The sequence below is a fragment of the Pseudomonas sp. S8 genome (genome assembly GCF_050473925.1).
Classification (GTDB): Bacteria; Pseudomonadota; Gammaproteobacteria; order Pseudomonadales; family Pseudomonadaceae; genus Aquipseudomonas; species Aquipseudomonas parakoreensis.
Map to the genome: position 1 here is coordinate 3201687 of NZ_JBFDVZ010000016.1, position 17277 is coordinate 3218963.

Here is a 17277-nt window from a genome sequence, read left to right on the forward strand (position 1 = left end):
CAACCGAGACATCAATCCTACTTGGCAAGCTGTAAAAGCCGCTGACAGGAAAAGTGATTTCCCACACGTCGCGGGAATAGTGCCGACATCACTTGCAGACGCCGGACTGCAGACTCTGGACATTGATCCAGGGGCGTTTTGCCCCGTCATTATCCAAAGGAAGATGCAACGCTCATGGTAGAAGTCAATTTCGGCAAGCAGCACGACCGCCCTTTTGTTCTGCAGAAAAATCGCCAATTGCTGGCGGTCCGCAGCCACGCAGGAACGCCGTTGGCTCAAACACTTTGCTGTAAGTCCGCTCACACCGCGCTGGAGGGCTGTGAGCTTTTGATGCATATCGAGGACGCTGATGTGCAGGTTTTCAAACTGCCTGAACACTCGGACACATCGCACCGCAAGGCGCTGTTGCGCGAATTGCCCGACGTGCGCTTCGCCGGCAGTGTGCTGGTGGAACCCGTCACTCAGGAGCCTGTGCTCTATACCGAAAATGTCTTTTTGAAGTTCGTCGATTCGCTGAAAGCCACCGAGTGCATGGTCATACTTGAAGAGCTGGGGCTGATGATCAAACAACAGGTGCCTTATGCAACCAATGCTTTCTTTGTCCATCACCCCGGCACTCATGGCATCGATATCTGTACCCTCACCGGTAAATGGCTGGAACGCGACGAGGTCGAGTACTGCCATCCGGAATTGCTGCGACAGGGTCAACGCCGAGCGATCCATGCCAATCAGTGGCACCTGAAGAAAACCACCGTGACCTATCAGGTTGAAATCGATGCCAGCGCCAACGTCGAAGACGCACATAAGCTCGCGCAGGGCGAAGGCATCGTGATCGCCGTCATCGATGACGCGTTTGATATCGACCATCCCGAATTTTCCGGAGAAGGCAAAGTGGTCGGCGCAAAGAACTTTGACCGACGTAACGCCAAAGGGGGCCCGCGCCCACTGAACGCCCTGGAGCGCCACGGTACGGCCGCTGCCGGAGTGGCTTGCGCCAATGGTCAGGACGGCGCCAGCGGTGTCGCCCCCAAGGCCAGCCTGATGCCGTTGAAACTCACCAAACCCTTGGGAGCACGCGCGGAGGCCGACGCCTTTTTCTGGGCCGCCGATCAGGGAGCGGACGTTATTTCCTGCAGCTGGGGGCCGGCTGAAGGTCATTGGGCCGATCCGGCGGATCCGCGTCACACGCAAGTGTTTCCCTTGGCTGCCAGTACACGGCTGGCAATCGAATACGCCGCCACCAAGGGCCGCAATGGCAAAGGCTGTGTGATCTTTTTTGGCGCGGGAAACGGTAACGAATGCGCCGATAACGATGGCTACGCCAGCCACCCAGAGATCATTGCGGTAGGGGCCTGCAACGATCAGAACCGGCGCAGTGCCTACAGTGATTATGGCAAGTCCGTCTGGTGCTGCTTTCCCAGCGGAGATCAGCAACACCCCGATCCGAAGTTCAAGCCTGCAACCTCGATCCCGCAGACCCGGGGTATCCGCACCACCGATTTGAGCGCAAAGTTTGTCGCAGCCACATTGCCGGCCTATACCGAGGCCTTCAGCGGTACCTCCAGCGCCTGCCCTGGCGCTGCGGGCATCGCTGCACTGGTGCTCGGCGTCAACCCTGAGCTTGATCGCACTGCGGTACGGCAGATTCTTGCCGATTGTTGCGACAAGATCGGCCACCCCGATGACGGGCCGCTCGGCCAGTACGACAAAAACGGCCACAGTCACTACTACGGGCACGGTCGACTCAATGCACTGCGTGCCGTGCAGTTGGCACTTGAGCTCAAAGCCAATGCGAGTTGATTTTCCTCCATGAAAAAAGCCCTGTCGGCATACCGGCAGGGCTTTTTGTCAGGCGAACGTCTCAAGCGATCAATGCAGGATCTGGCTCAGGAACAGTTTGGTGCGGTCATTTTGCGGGTTGTCGAAGAAGTCGTTCGGCGCCGCCTGTTCGACGATTTCACCCTTGTCCATGAAGATCACTCGGTTGGCCACGGTGCGGGCGAAGCCCATTTCGTGGGTCACGCAGAGCATGGTCATGCCGTCTTCGGCGAGGCCGATCATGGTGTCGAGCACCTCTTTCACCATCTCCGGGTCGAGTGCCGAGGTCGGTTCGTCGAACAGCATGATTTTCGGTTTCATGCACAGCGCGCGGGCAATCGCCACACGCTGTTGCTGACCGCCGGACAACTGCCCCGGGAATTTATGCGCCTGCTCCGGAATGCGTACGCGCTCCAGGTAATGCATGGCGATTTCCTCGGCCTTGCGCTTGGGCATCTTGCGCACCCACATCGGCGCCAGCGTGCAGTTCTGCAGGATGGTCAGGTGCGGGAACAGGTTGAAGTGCTGGAAGACCATGCCGACTTCGCGGCGGATCGCTTCGATCTGCTTGAGGTCGTTGGTCAGCTCCACGCCATCAACCACGATGCGGCCCTGCTGGTGTTCTTCCAGGCGATTGAGGCAGCGGATGGTGGTCGATTTGCCGGAACCCGACGGGCCGCACAGAACGATACGCTCGCCCTGTTTGACGTTGAGGTTGATGTCTTTCAGCACGTGGAACTGGCCGTACCACTTGTTCACGCCCTGCATCTGGATAATGCCTTCAGGGCCCACAGGCTTTTTGATTGCTTCGCTCATTTACAGAGAACTCCTAACGCTTGTGGCCAGTGTCGAGCTTACGTTCCAGATGCATGGAATAGCGCGACATACCAAAACAGAAAATCCAGAACACCAGGGCGGCGAATACGTAGCCTTCGGTGGCCATGCCCAGCCATTTCGGATCGGCAGCGGCTTGCTTGACGCTGTTGAGCAGGTCGAACAGGCCGATGATGATCACAAGGCTGGTGTCCTTGAACAGCGCAATGAAGGTGTTGACGATGCCCGGGATCACCAGCTTCAGGGCTTGCGGCAGAATCACCAGCCCCATGGCGCGCCAGTAACCGAGCCCCATCGCCGCAGCCGCTTCGTACTGCCCTTTGGGGATCGCTTGCAGACCGCCGCGCACCACTTCGGCGACGTAGGCCGACTGGAACAGAATCACCCCGATCAGCGCCCGCAGCAGCTTGTCGAAGTTCATGCCTTCGGGCAGGAACAGCGGCAGCATCACCGAGGACATGAACAGCACCGTAATCAACGGCACGCCGCGCCAGAACTCGATGAACGTCACGCAGACCACGCGAATCGCCGGCATGTTCGAGCGACGGCCCAGTGCCAGAATGATCCCCAGCGGCAAGGCGCCGGCGATACCGACGGTGGCGATGACCAGGGTCAGCATCAGGCCGCCCCACTGGCTGGTCGCCACGGCATCGAGGCCGAACACGCCGCCATGCAGCAGGCACCAGGCGACGATCGGGTAGATCACAAGGAAACTCAGACCGTACACCGCTTTACGCGGGAAGCGCGAGATGAACAGCGGCGCCACGCCGAGCACTGCCAGCCAAACAGTGAGGTCTACACGCCAGCGCAGTTCCACCGGGTAGTAGCCGTACATGAACTGGCCGAAACGCTGCTGAATGAACACCCAGCAGGCGCCGTCCTTGGTGCAGTCGGCGCGGGTGGTGCCGACCCAGTTGGCGTCGAGGATCGCCCAGCTGAGGATCGGCGGCACGACGAGATAAATCAGGTAAAACGCAAACAGGGTCAGCAGCGTGTTGAGCCAGCTGGAGAACATATTGGCGCGTATCCACGCCATCGGGCCGAAAACCTTGGCCGGTGGTGGCATGTCGGGTTTGAAAGTATGGGTTGTCATGCGCGTTTCCTCACCGCTCGATCAGCGCAATGCGCTTGTTGTACCAGTTCATCAGCAGGGAAATGCTGATACTGATCGCCAGGTACACGCTCATGGTGATGGCAATGACTTCGATGGCCTGGCCGGTCTGGTTGAGCACGGTGCCGGCGAACAGCGAAACCATTTCCGGATAACCGATACCAGCGGCCAGCGACGAGTTCTTCGCCAGGTTCAGGTATTGGCTGGTCAGCGGCGGAATGATGACCCGCAGGGCTTGCGGAATGATCACCTTGCGCAGGGTCGGGCCGTTGCGCAAGCCGAGCGAACGCGCCGCTTCGGTCTGGCCATGGCTGACCGACTTGATCCCGGAACGGACGATTTCCGCGATGAATGCTGCGGTGTACACGGTCAACGCCAGGGTCAACGCCAGCAGTTCCGGGATCAGCACCCAGCCACCAACGAAGTTGAAGCCCTTGAGTTGCGGCATTTCCCAGTGCAGGGGTGCACCGAAAATCAGCGCGCACAAGGTCGGGATCACCAGCAGGATCGCCAGGCCGGTCCAGAACTTGTGGAATGGTTCGCCGGTGTCTTCGAATCGCTTGTTGGCCCAGCGGCACATCAGCACGATGGCGATGATGGTCAGCACCACGCTGATGAAGAATGCCCAGAAGCCGTCAGCCATTTGCGCGGCCGGCATGTTCAGGCCCCGGCTGCTGACAAAGAAGGTGTCGCCGAAGTTGTGGCTGTTGCGCGGTCCCGGCATGGTCAGGAACACCGCGAAGTACCAGAACAGGATCTGCAGCAGCGGCGGAATGTTGCGGAACACTTCCACATACACGGTCGCCAGTTTGCTGATGATCCAGTTCGGCGACAGCCGCGCCACACCGATGATGAAGCCCAGCAGGGTCGCCAGGATCACGCCGATGAAGGTCACCAACAGCGTGTTGAGCAGGCCGATCACGAATACCCGAGCGTAACTGTCCGCTTCGGTGTAGGAGATCAGGTGCTGAGCGATGCCGAACCCGGCACTGCGCTCGAGAAAGTCGAAACCGGAGGTGATGCCCCGGTGCTGCAGGTTGGTCTGGGTGTTGTCGAACAGATACCAGCCCATGGCGACCACCGCCACGACGGTGATGATCTGAAACAGCCACGCACGCACTCGCGGATCGCTGAGGCTGAACCTCTGCTTTGGTGCGCCGATTGAATTTTGCATGAAGTGCCCCGGAAAAAATGGAACAGAACATCACCCGGCGGTTGGCCCGCCGGGTGATAGAACCATTAGCGCACTGGTGGTGCGTACTGAATGCCGCCGTTGGTCCACAGCGCGTTCAGGCCACGGTCGATTTCCAGCGGAGTGCTCTTGCCGAGGTTTTTCTCGAAGATTTCACCGTAGTTACCGACCTGCGAAACGATTTTCACAACCCAGTCCTTCGGCAGTTTCAGGTCTTTGCCGTATTCACCGTCAGCACCCAGCAGACGAGCGACGTCCGGGTTCTTGGTGGATTTGGCTTCTTCCAGCACGTTTTTCGAGGTCACGCCGGCTTCTTCAGTGTTCAGCAGCGCGTAGCCAACCCAGCGAACGATCGCCAGCCACTCGTCGTCGCCGTTACGCACGACCGGGCCCAGTGGTTCTTTGGAGATGGTTTCCGGCAGCACCACGTAGTCTTTCGGCGACGCCAGTTTGCTGCGCTGGGCGTACAGCTGCGACTTGTCGGAGGTCAGCACGTCGCAACGACCGGATTCCAGCGACTTGGCGCTTTCATCGGAGGTGTCGAAGGTGATCGGGGTGTACTTCAGGCCGTTGGCGCGGAAGTAGTCGGAGACGTTCAGTTCGGTGGTGGTACCGGCCTGGATGCAGATGGTTGCACCGTCCAGTTCCTTGGCACTTTTCACGCCCAGCTTGTTGTTGGCCAGGAAGCCCACACCGTCGTAGTAAGTGATGAAGCCCGGGAATTTCAGGCCCATGCCGGCGTCACGCGAGCTGGTCATGGTGGTGTTGCGCGAGAGCAGGTCGATTTCGCCGGACTGCAGCGCGGTGAAGCGCTCCTTGGCGTTCAACTGGCTGAACTTGACCTTGTTGGCGTCGCCGAATACGGCAGCGGCCACAGCGCGGCAAACGTCAGCGTCGATCCCGAGAATCTTGCCCGAGGCGTCCGGCACCGAGAAACCCGGCAGACCGTCGCTCACGCCGCATTGCACGAAACCTTTCTTCTGCACGGCATCCAGGGTTGCACCCGCCTGAGCGAACCCGCTGACGCCGAGTACTGCTGCAGCAGTCACGACCGCCAGAGTGGATTTCAACATCTTCATTCAAACCTCCAGTTTTGCTCTTGTTGTGTCGGAGCTTGAGTCCAGTCGCACCCTTTTGAGGCGTTGTTGACCCGTGTTGGCTTTTTTTGGGGTCAACCGACGTAAGACCTTCGCTATGAGTCTAGTAGGAGAAAATCCACATCATGGACAACTCACTTCTCACCAGTCGGCCGAACGGGCTGTAGCCCTTTCACGTTCGCGTTGCCCGTAGCGGCCATTGGCGAACATCCATCACCGGATTCTTTGCAATCCCTTCGCACGACGTACACTGATAGTGTTACCGCCACACGCGAGATCGGTTGCACGCTTAGAGCCATAGCAAAGCCCGTACCACACCGCCTGCCGAAGCGATTGCGCGACAGGTCAATAGCAAAACTTGTAGCCTTGCGACATCTTCTTAACGGATCGACCGGGCGCGCACCTCAATCACGCACTTAATGAGAGCGCCCGCACATTTTTGGAGCAGCCATGACCGAGCCCCTGATTCTTCAACCCCAAAAGCCCGCAGACGCCTGCGTGATCTGGCTGCACGGTCTCGGCGCGGATCGCTATGACTTTCTGCCGGTCGCCGAAGCGCTGCAGGAAAGCCTGCTGAGTACGCGCTTCGTATTACCGCAAGCGCCAACCCTGTCCGTCACCATCAACGGCGGTTACGCGATGCCGAGCTGGTACGACATAAAAGCAATGAGTCCGGCGCGGTCGATTGACCGTGAGCAGTTGGAAGCGTCGGCGGATCGCATCATCGAATTGATCGAAAAGGAGCGCGCCAGCGGAATAGACGCCTCGCGGATTTTTCTCGCCGGGTTTTCCCAGGGTGGCGCCGTTGTTCTGCACACCGCTTATATAAAGTGGCAAGGTCCGTTGGGTGGCGTACTTGCCCTGTCCACTTATGCCCCGACCTTCACCGATGAAATGGAGCTTTCAGCCAGTCAGCAGCGTATTCCTGCGCTGTGCCTGCACGGCCAGTTCGATGGCGTGGTGCAGAACTCCATGGGACGCAGCGCCTATGAGCATCTGCTGAAGCATGGTGTCACCGTGACATGGCAGGAATACCCAATGGAGCATGAAGTGTTACCCGAAGAAATTCGCGACATCGGGGTCTGGCTGGGTGAACACCTGCGTTGATCGTTTCAGTTCGAACGTCCCTTTGATCATCCCACTACGCCGAGCCCGCTTCTTGCATTACACTGGCCGGCGTACATTCCTTAACCAATTGATGAGATGACCGTGCTCAAAGCACTCAAGAAAATGTTCGGCAAAAGCGAGGCTGAGCAGCTCGCGCCAGCCCCCAGTGCGCCCTCACGCGCCCCCGGCCCTCGCAGCGATGCGCCCAAAGCCGAACGTCCGGCACCGGTAGCGACACCCCAGCCCGAGCCGCAGCCTGCCATCGCCACCGAATCTGTCCGCGCCGAAGCACCGAAACCGCCTCGGCCGCGCCGTGAACCGAAGCCCAAGGCACCGGTCATTCCCTGGAAACTCGAAGATTTCGTCGTCGAACCCCAGGAAGGCAAAACCCGCTTCCACGATTTCAAACTCGCTCCGGAACTGATGCACGCCATTCAGGACCTGGGCTTTCCATACTGCACACCGATTCAGGCGCAGGTGCTGGGTTTCACCCTCGCCGGCAAAGACGCCATCGGCCGCGCGCAGACCGGTACCGGCAAGACGGCCGCGTTCCTGATCTCGATCATCACCCAGCTGTTGCAGACCCCGCCGCCGAAAGAACGCTACATGGGCGAACCCCGTGCACTGATCATCGCGCCGACCCGTGAGCTGGTGGTGCAGATCGCCAAGGATGCTGCCGACCTGACCAAGTACACCGGCCTCAACGTCATGACGTTCGTTGGCGGCATGGACTTCGACAAACAGCTCAAGCACCTCGAAGCGCGCCACTGCGACATTCTCGTCGCCACTCCGGGCCGTCTGCTCGACTTCAACCAGCGCGGCGACGTGCACCTGGACATGGTCGAAGTGATGGTGCTGGACGAAGCCGACCGCATGCTCGACATGGGTTTCATCCCGCAAGTGCGACAGATCATTCGCCAGACCCCGCCGAAGTCCGAGCGTCAGACCCTGCTGTTCTCCGCGACCTTCACCGAAGACGTGATGAACCTGGCCAAGCAATGGACCACCGATCCGGCAATCGTCGAAATCGAAGTCACCAACGTGGCCAACGAAAACGTCGAGCAGCACATCTACGCGGTAGCCGGTGCGGACAAGTACAAATTGCTGTTCAACCTGGTCAACGACAACGGCTGGGAGCGCGTGATCGTCTTCGCCAACCGCAAGGACGAAGTGCGCCGCATCGAAGAGCGTCTGGTGCGTGACGGCATCAACGCTGCGCAACTGTCCGGCGACGTGCCGCAGCACAAGCGCATCAAGACCCTGGAAGGCTTCCGCGAAGGCAAGATCCGCGTGCTGGTGGCCACCGATGTCGCCGGTCGCGGCATCCACATCGACGGCATCAGCCACGTGATCAACTTCACCCTCCCGGAAGTCCCGGACGATTACGTACACCGCATCGGCCGTACCGGTCGCGCGGGCGCCGATGGCGTGTCGATCAGCTTCGCCGGTGAGGACGACTCGTACCAGTTGCCGTCCATCGAAGAGAAGCTCGGCCGCAAGATCAGTTGCGAAACACCGCCGACGCACCTGCTGCGCGCAGTCGAACGCAAGCGTCCGCAGCCGCAGTAAGCCACTTCTAACGCAAAAAGCGCAGCCGGCAACGGACTGCGCTTTTTTTTGCTCGGCGTTTTCACCAGGCGCTTGCGATAGAAAACTAAAAGTCCATAATGGACAAATTAGTTTATATCCAGACTGCGGAGCCTGACATGTCCAGTACACCCTACGTGATCGACCACACCCAGGCCCGCGAGCTGCTGGCGCACATCGACGTGCCACAGATCCTGCGCAAACTGTTTCGCGACCTTGCCGCCGGCCACGCCGTACAACCAGCGCAGCAACTGGTGGAGTTCCCGCAGGGCGCCGGCGACTTCATCAATTATCTGGGGGTGCTGGCCGAGGACGGCGTGTACGGCGTAAAAACCTCGCCGTACATCGTCCGCGAGCAAGGGCCACTGGTGACAGCGTGGACGCTGTTGATGTCAATGCAAACCGGCCAGCCACTGCTGCTGTGCGACGCCGGCGAACTGACCACCGCCCGTACCGCTGCGACCACCGCCGTGGCGGTCGATGCCCTCGCCCCGCTGAATGCCACACGACTGGCGATCATCGGCAGCGGCAAGGTTGCCCAGGCGCATCTGCATTACGTGAAAGGGCTGCGCGACTGGCAGCGCATCAGCGTGTATTCGCCGAGTCTGTCTGAAGACGCTGAAACCCGGGCGCTGCTGAAAGAGATCTACCCCGGGGTGAAGATTGCCGACAGCCGCGATGTCGCCTTCACGGACGCGGACGTGATCATGCTCTGCACGTCATCCGCCGGCCCGGTCATCGACCCGGCCAGCTTGAGCAAACCGGCGCTGATCACCTCCATCAGCACCAACGCTCCGCGCGCCCATGAGGTGCCCCCACAGAGCTTGGGCGACATGCAGGTGTTCTGTGACTATCGGCTGACCACGCCGGGCTCGGCGGGTGAAATGCTGATCGCCGCCGATCAGCATGGCTGGAACAAGGATTTGATCATCGGCGACCTGGCCGATCTGCTCAGCGAGAAAGTGCCGCGTCCCGGTTACGACCGTCACGTATTTTTCCGTTCAATAGGCCTGGGCCTGGAAGACATTGCGCTGGCCAATGCGATTTATCACCTCAAGCACTGACACCTCGATCCCTTGTAGGAGCTGACGAGTAAAACGAGGCTGCGATCTTTTGATTTTCAGAAGACAAGATCAAAAGATCGCAGCCTCGTTTCACTCGTCAGCTCCTACAGGATTCCAGATAAATTGGGAGATTTCATGAGCCAGGCAGATTTCATCATCATCGGCGGCGGGATTGCCGGCGCTTCCACCGGTTTCTGGCTGTCGCGCCACGCCAGAGTGATCGTGCTCGAACGCGAATCACACCCGGCCTATCACTCCACCGGACGTTCCGCGGCGCTCTATACCGCCGCCTACGGCACGCCGCAGGTGCGGGCGTTGACACTGGCCAGCCGTGCGTTCTTCGACCATCCGCCGAGCGGCTTTTGCGAGCACCCATTGCTCACGCCACGCGGCGAAATGACCGTGGATTTCACCGGTGATGCCGCCGAGCTGAACAACCAGTACCTCAGTGCCAAAGCCACGGTGCCGGAAATGCAACTGCTCAGCGCCGATGAAGCCTGCGCTCGCCTGCCAATACTGCGTCGGGAAAAAGTCCACGGCGCGATCTACGACCCGACCGCCAGCGACATCGACACCGACGCCCTGCATCAGGGCTACCTGCGCGGTATCCGCCGCAACAACGGCCAAGTGCACACCGATCGCGAAGTGCTGGGCCTGCGTCGTGACACTGACGGCCAGTGGCAAGTGCAGACCAACGGTCAGACTTTCAGCGCACCGGTCATCATCAACGCCGCCGGCGCCTGGGCCGACCAGATCGGCGCACTGGCCGGTGCACAAGCGCTGGGCCTGCAACCCAAGCGCCGCGCGGCGTTCATTTTCGCCGGTCCCGAGGGCGTGGACATTCATCACTGGCCGATGCTGGTCAGCCTCGATGAGTCGTTCTATATGAAGCCCGACGCCGGGATGTTCCTCGGCTCGCCGGCCAACGCCGACCCGGTCGAACCCCACGACGTGCAGCCAGAAGAGCTGGACATCGCCATGGGCATCTACCAGATCGAAGAAGCCACGACCCTGACCATCCGCCGTCCGACCCGCACCTGGGCCGGTTTGCGCAGCTTTGTCGCCGACGGTGATCTGCTCAGCGGTTTCGATCCGCAGGTGCCCGGGCTGTTCTGGGTCGCGGCCCAAGGCGGTTACGGTATTCAGACCTCACCGGCCATGGGCCAGGCCAGTGCGGCATTGGTACGCGGTGAAGCCTTGCCTGAACATCTGCAGCAGTTCGGCCTGAGCAGCGCCATGCTCTCCCTCGCAAGGCTCGGCTGAGCGCCTTGGCGGATGACGCGCCCAACGGATTGCGGCACACTCGCAGCGCCCCCGTGCACGGGGGGCGCTGACGCTGCCTGGAGCTCCACAAACATGACCGCCCCCGAATTCGATCCGGCACTGGATAATTTCCGCGCCATCGCCGACGCCATCGCCACGCTGTTCTTTCCCCACGCCGAAGTGGTGCTGCACGACTTGCGCACGCAGAAGGTCGACTACATCGCCAACAACTTGTCCAAACGCGAGATCGGCGACGATTCATCGCTTGAAGACATGCTCAGCGAGGAGGTCAGTGAGCGCAACATCGGTCCGTACGAAAAGCTCAATTGGGACGGCCAGAAGATACGCAGCCTGAGCACCGTGCTGCGCGACAGCGAAGAGCGGCCACTGGCGGTGCTGTGCATCAACCTGAATATTTCGTTGTTCGAGAATGCCAAGGCTGCGCTGGACCTGTTCCTGTCGCCGAGCAAACTGATCCCGCAGCCGGATTCACTGTTTCGCGATGACTGGCAGGAACGCATCAACACCTTCCTCCACGCCTGGCTGCGCGAGCGCCAGCTGAGCCTGAATCTGCTGACCCGCGATCACAAGCGCGAACTGGTGCTGGCGCTGCACGCCGAAGGCGCGTTCAAGGGCAAGAGCGCCTCGAACTATGTGGCCAATGTGCTGAACATGGGGCGAGCGACGGTGTACAAGCATTTGAAGGAATTGAAGGGCTGAAGATCTGCATTGGCAGTTCCGGCCCCATCGCTGGCAAGCCAGCTCCCACAGTTTTTTGGTGTACACAAAATCTGTGCACGACTCGGTCACTGTGGGAGCTGGCTTGCCAGCGATAGCGGGCTGTCAGTCGCCGTAAATGTCAGACTTGAAGTACTTCTGGGAAATCTTCTGATATTCGCCACTCGCACGAATCCCGTCGATGGCCGTGTTCAACTCGCTGACCAGCTCGGTATTGCCCTTGCGCACCGCAATCCCCGCGCCCTCGCCCACGTACTTCGGATCCTTCAGTTCCGGCCCGACAAACGCGTAACCCTTGCCGCGTGGCATCGACAGGAAGTCGGTCAGCGGAATGGTGTCGGCAAAAATCGCATCGAGCCGCCCTGCCGCCAGGTCCATGTAGATTTCTTCGTTATTGCCATAGCGCTTGACGATGATGCCCTTGGGCTCGAACACCTCGGTGGCATAACGGTCGGTGGTGGTCGCGCGCTGCACACCGACGGTCTTGCCCTTGAGGCTGGCGTATTGGTCGTCGACCGTGGCGCCTTCCTTCATCACCAGCCGCGACGAAGTGAAGTAGTACTTGTGGGTGAAATCCACCGACTTCTTGCGGTCTTCGTTGATGGTCATCGACGACAGCGCCATATCGATTTTCTTCACTTTCAGCGAAGGGATCAGGCCATCGAACTCACCCTCGACCCACACACACTTGACCTTCATCTGCGCGCACAGGGCGTTGCCGATGTCGTAGTCGAAACCGACGATCTCGCCCTTGTCGGTTTTCGAGGCGAACGGTGGATAAGCGGCCTCAATGCCGATGCGCAGGGTTTTCTCCGCAGCAAACGAATGGGTGCACGCCAACAGGCTCAGGGCCAGACCGGTGATGAGGGGGAGTTTCTTCATGTTCGTTCTCTCGCGGGTTGTTGTTGGTTTGGCAAGACAGAAGAAAAGAGCTGGAAAGAGGAATGCCTTTTTTGTACTTATAAATCCATATTGGACTCGCACGTACAAATCGTCAATTAGCTGAAGAAAGGTATTTGGTGTTGCGGATGGCCTCATCGCTGGCAAGCCAGCTCCCACAGGGTTCAGAGGTGTACATGAATATGTGCATGACACAAAACACTGTGGGAGCTGGCTTGCCAGCGATGGCTGACTAGAGGGCGATGCAGAAATTACTTCTTCCAGCGATCCGCCGCAGCATGATCGCTGTCACGCCCTTCGACCCAGCGCGGGCCGTCGCGGGTGTTCTCTTTTTTCCAGAACGGCGCGCGGGTTTTCAGGTAGTCCATGACGAAGGCGCAGGCGTCGAATGCCGCCTGGCGATGGGCGCTGGCCGCGCCGACAAACACAATCGGCTCGCCCGGCTCCAGCGCGCCGATGCGGTGCAGCACTTCCAGCTTCAGCAGCGGCCAGCGCTGCTCGGCCTCGACGGCAATCTTGGCCAACGCCTTTTCGGTCATGCCCGGATAGTGTTCGAGGAACATCCCGGCCACATCCAGCCCGTCATTGAAGTCGCGCACGTAGCCGACAAAACTCACCACCGCGCCAACGCCGACATTCGCCGCGTGCATCGCGTTGACTTCAGCGCCGGGATCGAACGCCGTGGACTGCACACGAATCGCCATGCCTCAGCCTCCGGTCACGGTGGGAAAAAACGCCACTTCGTCGCCGTCGCTCACCGGCTCGTTGAGCTGGCACAGGTCTTCGTTGCGCGCGCACATCAGGTTCTGCTCGCTCAAGACCTCGGCGCCATCGCGTTGCGCGAGCAGCGAACGGACATCGTCGACCGTGGCGAAATCGCCTTCGACCTTGACCGAGTCCACGCCCAACGCTTCACGATAACGCGCAAAGAATTTAACCGTCAGTTTCATGGTTGCTCCGCCTGAAAATGCCCGCTCTTGCCGCCGACCTTTTCCAGCAAACGCACGCTTTCGATGGTCATGCCCCGATCCACGGCCTTGCACATATCGTAAATGGTCAGCGCGGCAACGCTGGCAGCGGTCAGTGCTTCCATCTCCACGCCGGTCTGCCCGGAGAGCTTGCAGCGGGCGACGATGCGTACGCTGTCTTCGCCTTCTGCACTGAGTTCGACCTTGACACCGGTGAGCATCAGCGGATGGCACAACGGGATTAGATCACTGGTTTTCTTCGCCGCCTGAATGCCGGCAATCCGAGCGACGGCAAACACGTCACCCTTGGGGTGGCCGCCGCTGACGATCATCTGCAGGGTTTCGGGCAGCATGCGCACCAGCGCCTGGGCGGTCGCCTCACGGAATGTCACGGCTTTTTCGGTGACGTCGACCATGTTGGCGCGACCTTGGGAATCGAGATGAGTCAGCACGGGATTACTCCTGATCAGGAGCGTGGATTGTAAACCTGTGGGTCAAATTTCCGCATCCACGAATATGACGCTCTTTGTGTAGGAGCTGCCGCAGGCTGCGATCTTTTGACTTTGATTTTTAAAGCAGGATCAAAAGATCGCAGCCTTCGGCAGCTCCTACATCGGATCAGTGGTGCATCAATCAAGGGATTTGTGGTTCAGGCATAAAAAACCGGGCGGCTTTGCGGCCGCCCGGTTTTGTTGGAAGGGTTACAAATGCGATTCGGCGTATTCGGCCAGAATCGAGCGTGGCACGCCCTGCAGGGTGATGTGCACCCCGTTGGGGAAATCCTTGAAGCGTTCGGTCAGGTAGGTCAGCCCGGAGCTGGTCGCGGACAGGTAAGGGGTGTCGATCTGTGCCAGGTTGCCCAGGCACACCACTTTGGAACCGGCGCCGGCCCGGGTGATGATGGTTTTCATCTGGTGCGGCGTAAGGTTCTGGCATTCGTCGATCAGGATCAGGCTCTGCTGGAAGCTGCGACCGCGAATGTAGTTGAGCGATTTGAACTGCAACGGCACTTTGCTGAGGATGTAATCGACGCTGCCATGGGTGTTTTCATCATCCATGTGCAAGGCTTCGAGGTTGTCGGTGATGGCGCCCAGCCAAGGCTCCATTTTTTCCGCTTCGGTGCCGGGCAGGAAGCCGATCTCCTGGTCCAGGCCCTGCACGCTGCGGGTCGCGATGATGCGGCGATAGCGCTTGCTGACCATGGTCTGCTCGATCGCCGCGGCCAGCGCCAGAATGGTTTTACCGGAACCGGCAGCACCCGACAGGTTGACCAGATGAATGTCCGGATCCAGCAGCGCGTAGAGCGCCAGACTCTGATAGATGTCCCGTGGTTTGAGGCCCCAGGCTTCCTGGTGCAGCAGCGGTTCCTGGTGCAAGTCGAGGATCAGCAGCTTGTCTTCCTGGATTTCCTTGATCCAGCCGACAAAGCCTTGTTCGTCAATGATGAACTCGTTGATGTGCACCGCGGGCAGGTTGTCGATCAACTGCACCTGATGCCAGGTGCGGCCGTGATCCTGACGGGTATCGACCTTGCTCACGCGGTCCCAGAAGGAGCCGGTCATGTTGTGGTAGCCGTTGGGCAGCAGGGACACGTCGTCGACCAGTTGGTCGGTGCTGTAGTCCTCGGCATCGATGCCGCAGGCACGTGCCTTGAGGCGCATGTTGATGTCTTTGGTGACCAGCACCACCGCCTTCTGCGGATCACGGGTGTGCAGGTCGATCAACTGGTTGATGATTTTGTTGTCGTTCAGGTGCTCGGGCAGAATCAGGTTCGACTCGGCCTGCTTGCTCATCAGAATTGACAGCAAGCCTTTCGGCCCACCCTTGCCGCGCTGGATCGGCACACCCAGCTCGACGTCCTCGGGGGAGGCATCGCCCAGGGTCTTGTCGATCAGCCGGATCGCCTGGCGGCATTCGGCAGCAACGCTGTGATGGCCGCTCTTGAGCTTGTCCAGCTCCTCAAGCACGGTCATCGGGATCGCGACGTGGTGTTCTTCGAAATTCAGCAGGGCATTTGGATCGTGAATCAATACGTTGGTATCGAGTACATAAAGGATTGGCTGGTTGGAAGAAGGGCTACGTCCGTGATCATCCATACTCGGTCACCTTTGTGGGAGCCATTCGACGCAATACCTGGGCGGTGCTGCGCCTCGAAGTGACTGCCGAATTCATCCGCGAGGGCCTGGATGAACTGCACACAAAAGGAGTCTTGGAAGACGCCACCTGTGTTGCAGGTTTCGGCGGTCTGTCTTCGTAATACTCCAAAACCCATGACATAAAAAAGCACTTTGACGGTTTTTTTAAGTTTATTTTGCAGAGTGACGAAAAGCCCTTGGCGGACCGTCCAGACCCCGCTAAAGTCGGAAGTCCGCCTGCATCGAATTCTCTAGAAAAATCGCCCCAAGCCCAATGTTTCCGGGCTTTCTCCGTTTATCAGCGAAACCCGTCCTGACAGTCTTCAAAGCCGATGCCGCTTTGCGCAGTTTGCGTGATCAGCCACGGCAACGCGGTCTTCACCGCATCCTGTTTCATGTTGAAATTGATCACCCCGTGACGCCATAGCAGCATCAGGGTCAGCACTCGCTGCGCGCTCTGCGCGCCCTTCAGCTTGCCGGCACCATCCTGGGCATCGATGTCCCACAGCGCCACTTGCAGGCCCTGATTGCGCAAGAAACTGCCGGCATCAGAGCGACGCTGCCCCTCCGGCGGACGGAACAGCGGCACGTAGTTTTCCGGCAACTTGTTCTTCACCAGGTCACTGCTGCGGCGCACCGAGTCCTGCCAGTCCTGCCAATAACTGTGGGAACGGAACTCCCAACCCTGCACGCCGACACACTGTTTCGAGAACTCCGATTGCAGATTGCTCACCGAGCGATCCGCCAGTCGCGCCTGCACGTCCTTGCCCAACAGGAAGAACGTGCCGCTGAGATTGGCTTTGCGCAGATAGTCGGCGATCCAGTCGGTGTTGTCCGGCTGCAGGTTTGCAGCGCTGTCGAAACTCAGCAGAAACAGCCGGTCATGCATCTCGTCGCCGCTGCGTTCATAGTCGCCGAAACGATCGACTTCACTGCTGGTCTGCGGCGACAGCGCGGCCTTGCGCATCAGCTCGTCCAGGTACTGCAGATGAAACAACCGGCTCGGTTCGGCCCATTTGGTGTAATAACTGTCGTCGCTGACCACGAACTTGGCGGCCTGCTCGCGCAGGGTCGGCAGGTCTTCGACGAGGAAGCAGAACGAAGCATCCTGATCGCAGCTCTGCTGGGCGAAATTGTAGTTGGTCAACAGACGCTCCCAGAGCCGCTGCCGCAGGCGGCTGATCGCGTCGACATTGACCGTGCGCAGCCCCAAACGCTGGGCCAGCGCAGCCTCGTCCAGCGCCTCGGTGCCGAGCAGGCCCCGGGCGAACATGAGGATTTCCGCGCGCGAGGCAACGTCGAACAGCGTCGGGCTGCTCAGTTGCTCCGGCCAGGTGCTGCGATCCAGCGTCGCCACATCGCCCGGTGCCGCCATGGCCCCGCAGCTCATCAGCCACGCCGTGAATAAAAGAACAATGCGCAAAGGGGTGTCTCCATAACCAAACCCGCGCGGCACTATATCG

17 protein-coding genes are annotated in these 17277 nt (G+C 59.7%); 7 read left to right on the plus strand and 10 right to left on the minus strand.

Annotated features, from left to right (window positions below; all coding sequences use genetic code 11):
- Positions 1 to 138 precede the first annotated feature (138 nt).
- Positions 139 to 1800 carry a S8 family peptidase gene (locus AB1J88_RS15670; protein ID WP_430291417.1) on the plus strand — a complete coding sequence of 554 codons (1662 nt, stop codon included), beginning with the start codon at positions 139 to 141 and terminating at the stop codon, positions 1798 to 1800.
- 69 nt (positions 1801 to 1869) lie between these two features.
- Here the strand turns inward: AB1J88_RS15670 and AB1J88_RS15675 are convergent, their stop codons facing one another.
- The 4 genes from AB1J88_RS15675 to AB1J88_RS15690 all read right to left on the minus strand — a co-directional run bounded on the left by AB1J88_RS15675 (position 1870) and on the right by AB1J88_RS15690 (position 6034).
- The gene (locus AB1J88_RS15675) at positions 1870 to 2634 is read right to left on the minus strand and encodes an amino acid ABC transporter ATP-binding protein (RefSeq protein ID WP_003221897.1); all 765 of its coding nucleotides are present in this window, start codon (positions 2632 to 2634) and stop codon (positions 1870 to 1872) included.
- 13 nt (positions 2635 to 2647) lie between these two features.
- Positions 2648 to 3745: an amino acid ABC transporter permease gene (locus AB1J88_RS15680; protein WP_041064780.1), complete on the minus strand. Its 1098-nt coding sequence runs from the start codon at positions 3743 to 3745 to the stop codon at positions 2648 to 2650.
- 10 nt (positions 3746 to 3755) lie between these two features.
- Positions 3756 to 4937, minus strand: a complete 1182-nt coding sequence (locus AB1J88_RS15685; protein WP_430291418.1) for an amino acid ABC transporter permease — start codon at positions 4935 to 4937, stop codon at positions 3756 to 3758.
- Positions 4938 to 5002: 65 nt separating this feature from the next.
- Complete coding sequence (locus tag AB1J88_RS15690) at positions 5003 to 6034, minus strand: amino acid ABC transporter substrate-binding protein (protein ID WP_007965188.1); 1032 nt, start codon at positions 6032 to 6034, stop codon at positions 5003 to 5005.
- 468 nt (positions 6035 to 6502) lie between these two features.
- Between AB1J88_RS15690 and AB1J88_RS15695 the strand changes: the two genes are divergently transcribed.
- The 5 genes from AB1J88_RS15695 (at position 6503) to AB1J88_RS15715 (ending at position 11793) form a co-directional block, all read left to right on the plus strand.
- On the plus strand, positions 6503 to 7159 hold the full coding sequence (locus tag AB1J88_RS15695; protein WP_430291419.1) for an alpha/beta hydrolase: 657 nt from the start codon (positions 6503 to 6505) through the stop codon (positions 7157 to 7159).
- A 96-nt stretch (positions 7160 to 7255) separates the two neighbouring features.
- Positions 7256 to 8728, plus strand: coding sequence for an ATP-dependent RNA helicase RhlB (gene rhlB / locus AB1J88_RS15700; RefSeq protein WP_430291420.1), 1473 nt, complete (start codon positions 7256 to 7258; stop codon positions 8726 to 8728).
- A 137-nt stretch (positions 8729 to 8865) separates the two neighbouring features.
- Positions 8866 to 9810: an ornithine cyclodeaminase family protein gene (locus tag AB1J88_RS15705; RefSeq protein WP_430291421.1), complete on the plus strand. Its 945-nt coding sequence runs from the start codon at positions 8866 to 8868 to the stop codon at positions 9808 to 9810.
- A 135-nt stretch (positions 9811 to 9945) separates the two neighbouring features.
- Complete coding sequence (locus AB1J88_RS15710; protein ID WP_430291422.1) at positions 9946 to 11073, plus strand: NAD(P)/FAD-dependent oxidoreductase; 1128 nt, start codon at positions 9946 to 9948, stop codon at positions 11071 to 11073.
- Positions 11074 to 11166: 93 nt separating this feature from the next.
- On the plus strand, positions 11167 to 11793 hold the full coding sequence (locus AB1J88_RS15715; protein ID WP_047292678.1) for a helix-turn-helix transcriptional regulator: 627 nt from the start codon (positions 11167 to 11169) through the stop codon (positions 11791 to 11793).
- Between the two features lie 123 nt (positions 11794 to 11916).
- On the opposite strand, the gene AB1J88_RS15720 is transcribed toward AB1J88_RS15715, so the two are convergent.
- From AB1J88_RS15720 to AB1J88_RS15740, 5 genes are all read right to left on the minus strand, one after another.
- Positions 11917 to 12693: an ABC transporter substrate-binding protein gene (locus AB1J88_RS15720; RefSeq protein ID WP_041064800.1), complete on the minus strand. Its 777-nt coding sequence runs from the start codon at positions 12691 to 12693 to the stop codon at positions 11917 to 11919.
- A 269-nt stretch (positions 12694 to 12962) separates the two neighbouring features.
- The gene (moaE, locus tag AB1J88_RS15725) at positions 12963 to 13415 is read right to left on the minus strand and encodes a molybdopterin synthase catalytic subunit MoaE (protein WP_086792219.1); all 453 of its coding nucleotides are present in this window, start codon (positions 13413 to 13415) and stop codon (positions 12963 to 12965) included.
- Between the two features lie 3 nt (positions 13416 to 13418).
- Positions 13419 to 13661 (minus strand): MoaD/ThiS family protein, encoded by a 243-nt coding sequence (locus AB1J88_RS15730; protein ID WP_430291423.1) that lies wholly within the window; start codon positions 13659 to 13661, stop codon positions 13419 to 13421.
- Positions 13658 to 14131 carry a cyclic pyranopterin monophosphate synthase MoaC gene (gene moaC, locus AB1J88_RS15735; RefSeq protein ID WP_008080206.1) on the minus strand — a complete coding sequence of 158 codons (474 nt, stop codon included), beginning with the start codon at positions 14129 to 14131 and terminating at the stop codon, positions 13658 to 13660. Before moaC ends, AB1J88_RS15730 begins: the two co-directional genes overlap by 4 nt.
- 249 nt (positions 14132 to 14380) lie before the next feature.
- Positions 14381 to 15775: a PhoH family protein gene (locus AB1J88_RS15740; RefSeq protein ID WP_041064814.1), complete on the minus strand. Its 1395-nt coding sequence runs from the start codon at positions 15773 to 15775 to the stop codon at positions 14381 to 14383.
- A 14-nt stretch (positions 15776 to 15789) separates the two neighbouring features.
- Between AB1J88_RS15740 and AB1J88_RS15745 the strand changes: the two genes are divergently transcribed.
- Positions 15790 to 15936 carry a hypothetical protein gene (locus AB1J88_RS15745; protein WP_430291424.1) on the plus strand — a complete coding sequence of 49 codons (147 nt, stop codon included), beginning with the start codon at positions 15790 to 15792 and terminating at the stop codon, positions 15934 to 15936.
- Between the two features lie 176 nt (positions 15937 to 16112).
- Here the strand turns inward: AB1J88_RS15745 and AB1J88_RS15750 are convergent, their stop codons facing one another.
- Positions 16113 to 17189, minus strand: a complete 1077-nt coding sequence (locus tag AB1J88_RS15750) for a polysaccharide deacetylase family protein (RefSeq protein WP_430292694.1) — start codon at positions 17187 to 17189, stop codon at positions 16113 to 16115.
- Positions 17190 to 17277: the final 88 nt, after the last annotated feature.

What these genes read in the sequence shown, in the direction of transcription:
- AB1J88_RS15710 (WP_430291422.1), top strand. Translation starts at nt 9,946, where the DNA reads ATGAGCCAGGCAGATTTCATCATCATCGGCGGCGGGATTGCCGGCGCT.
- AB1J88_RS15705 (WP_430291421.1), top strand. Translation starts at nt 8,866, where the DNA reads ATGTCCAGTACACCCTACGTGATCGACCACACCCAGGCCCGCGAGCTG.
- AB1J88_RS15715 (WP_047292678.1), top strand. Translation starts at nt 11,167, where the DNA reads ATGACCGCCCCCGAATTCGATCCGGCACTGGATAATTTCCGCGCCATC.
- moaE (WP_086792219.1), bottom strand. Translation starts at nt 13,415, where the DNA reads ATGGCGATTCGTGTGCAGTCCACGGCGTTCGATCCCGGCGCTGAAGTC.
- AB1J88_RS15750 (WP_430292694.1), bottom strand. Translation starts at nt 17,189, where the DNA reads ATGGCGGCACCGGGCGATGTGGCGACGCTGGATCGCAGCACCTGGCCG.
- AB1J88_RS15690 (WP_007965188.1), bottom strand. Translation starts at nt 6,034, where the DNA reads ATGAAGATGTTGAAATCCACTCTGGCGGTCGTGACTGCTGCAGCAGTA.
- AB1J88_RS15730 (WP_430291423.1), bottom strand. Translation starts at nt 13,661, where the DNA reads ATGAAACTGACGGTTAAATTCTTTGCGCGTTATCGTGAAGCGTTGGGC.
- AB1J88_RS15685 (WP_430291418.1), bottom strand. Translation starts at nt 4,937, where the DNA reads ATGCAAAATTCAATCGGCGCACCAAAGCAGAGGTTCAGCCTCAGCGAT.
- AB1J88_RS15720 (WP_041064800.1), bottom strand. Translation starts at nt 12,693, where the DNA reads ATGAAGAAACTCCCCCTCATCACCGGTCTGGCCCTGAGCCTGTTGGCG.
- rhlB (WP_430291420.1), top strand. Translation starts at nt 7,256, where the DNA reads ATGACCGTGCTCAAAGCACTCAAGAAAATGTTCGGCAAAAGCGAGGCT.
- AB1J88_RS15740 (WP_041064814.1), bottom strand. Translation starts at nt 15,775, where the DNA reads ATGGATGATCACGGACGTAGCCCTTCTTCCAACCAGCCAATCCTTTAT.
- AB1J88_RS15695 (WP_430291419.1), top strand. Translation starts at nt 6,503, where the DNA reads ATGACCGAGCCCCTGATTCTTCAACCCCAAAAGCCCGCAGACGCCTGC.
- AB1J88_RS15680 (WP_041064780.1), bottom strand. Translation starts at nt 3,745, where the DNA reads ATGACAACCCATACTTTCAAACCCGACATGCCACCACCGGCCAAGGTT.
- AB1J88_RS15675 (WP_003221897.1), bottom strand. Translation starts at nt 2,634, where the DNA reads ATGAGCGAAGCAATCAAAAAGCCTGTGGGCCCTGAAGGCATTATCCAG.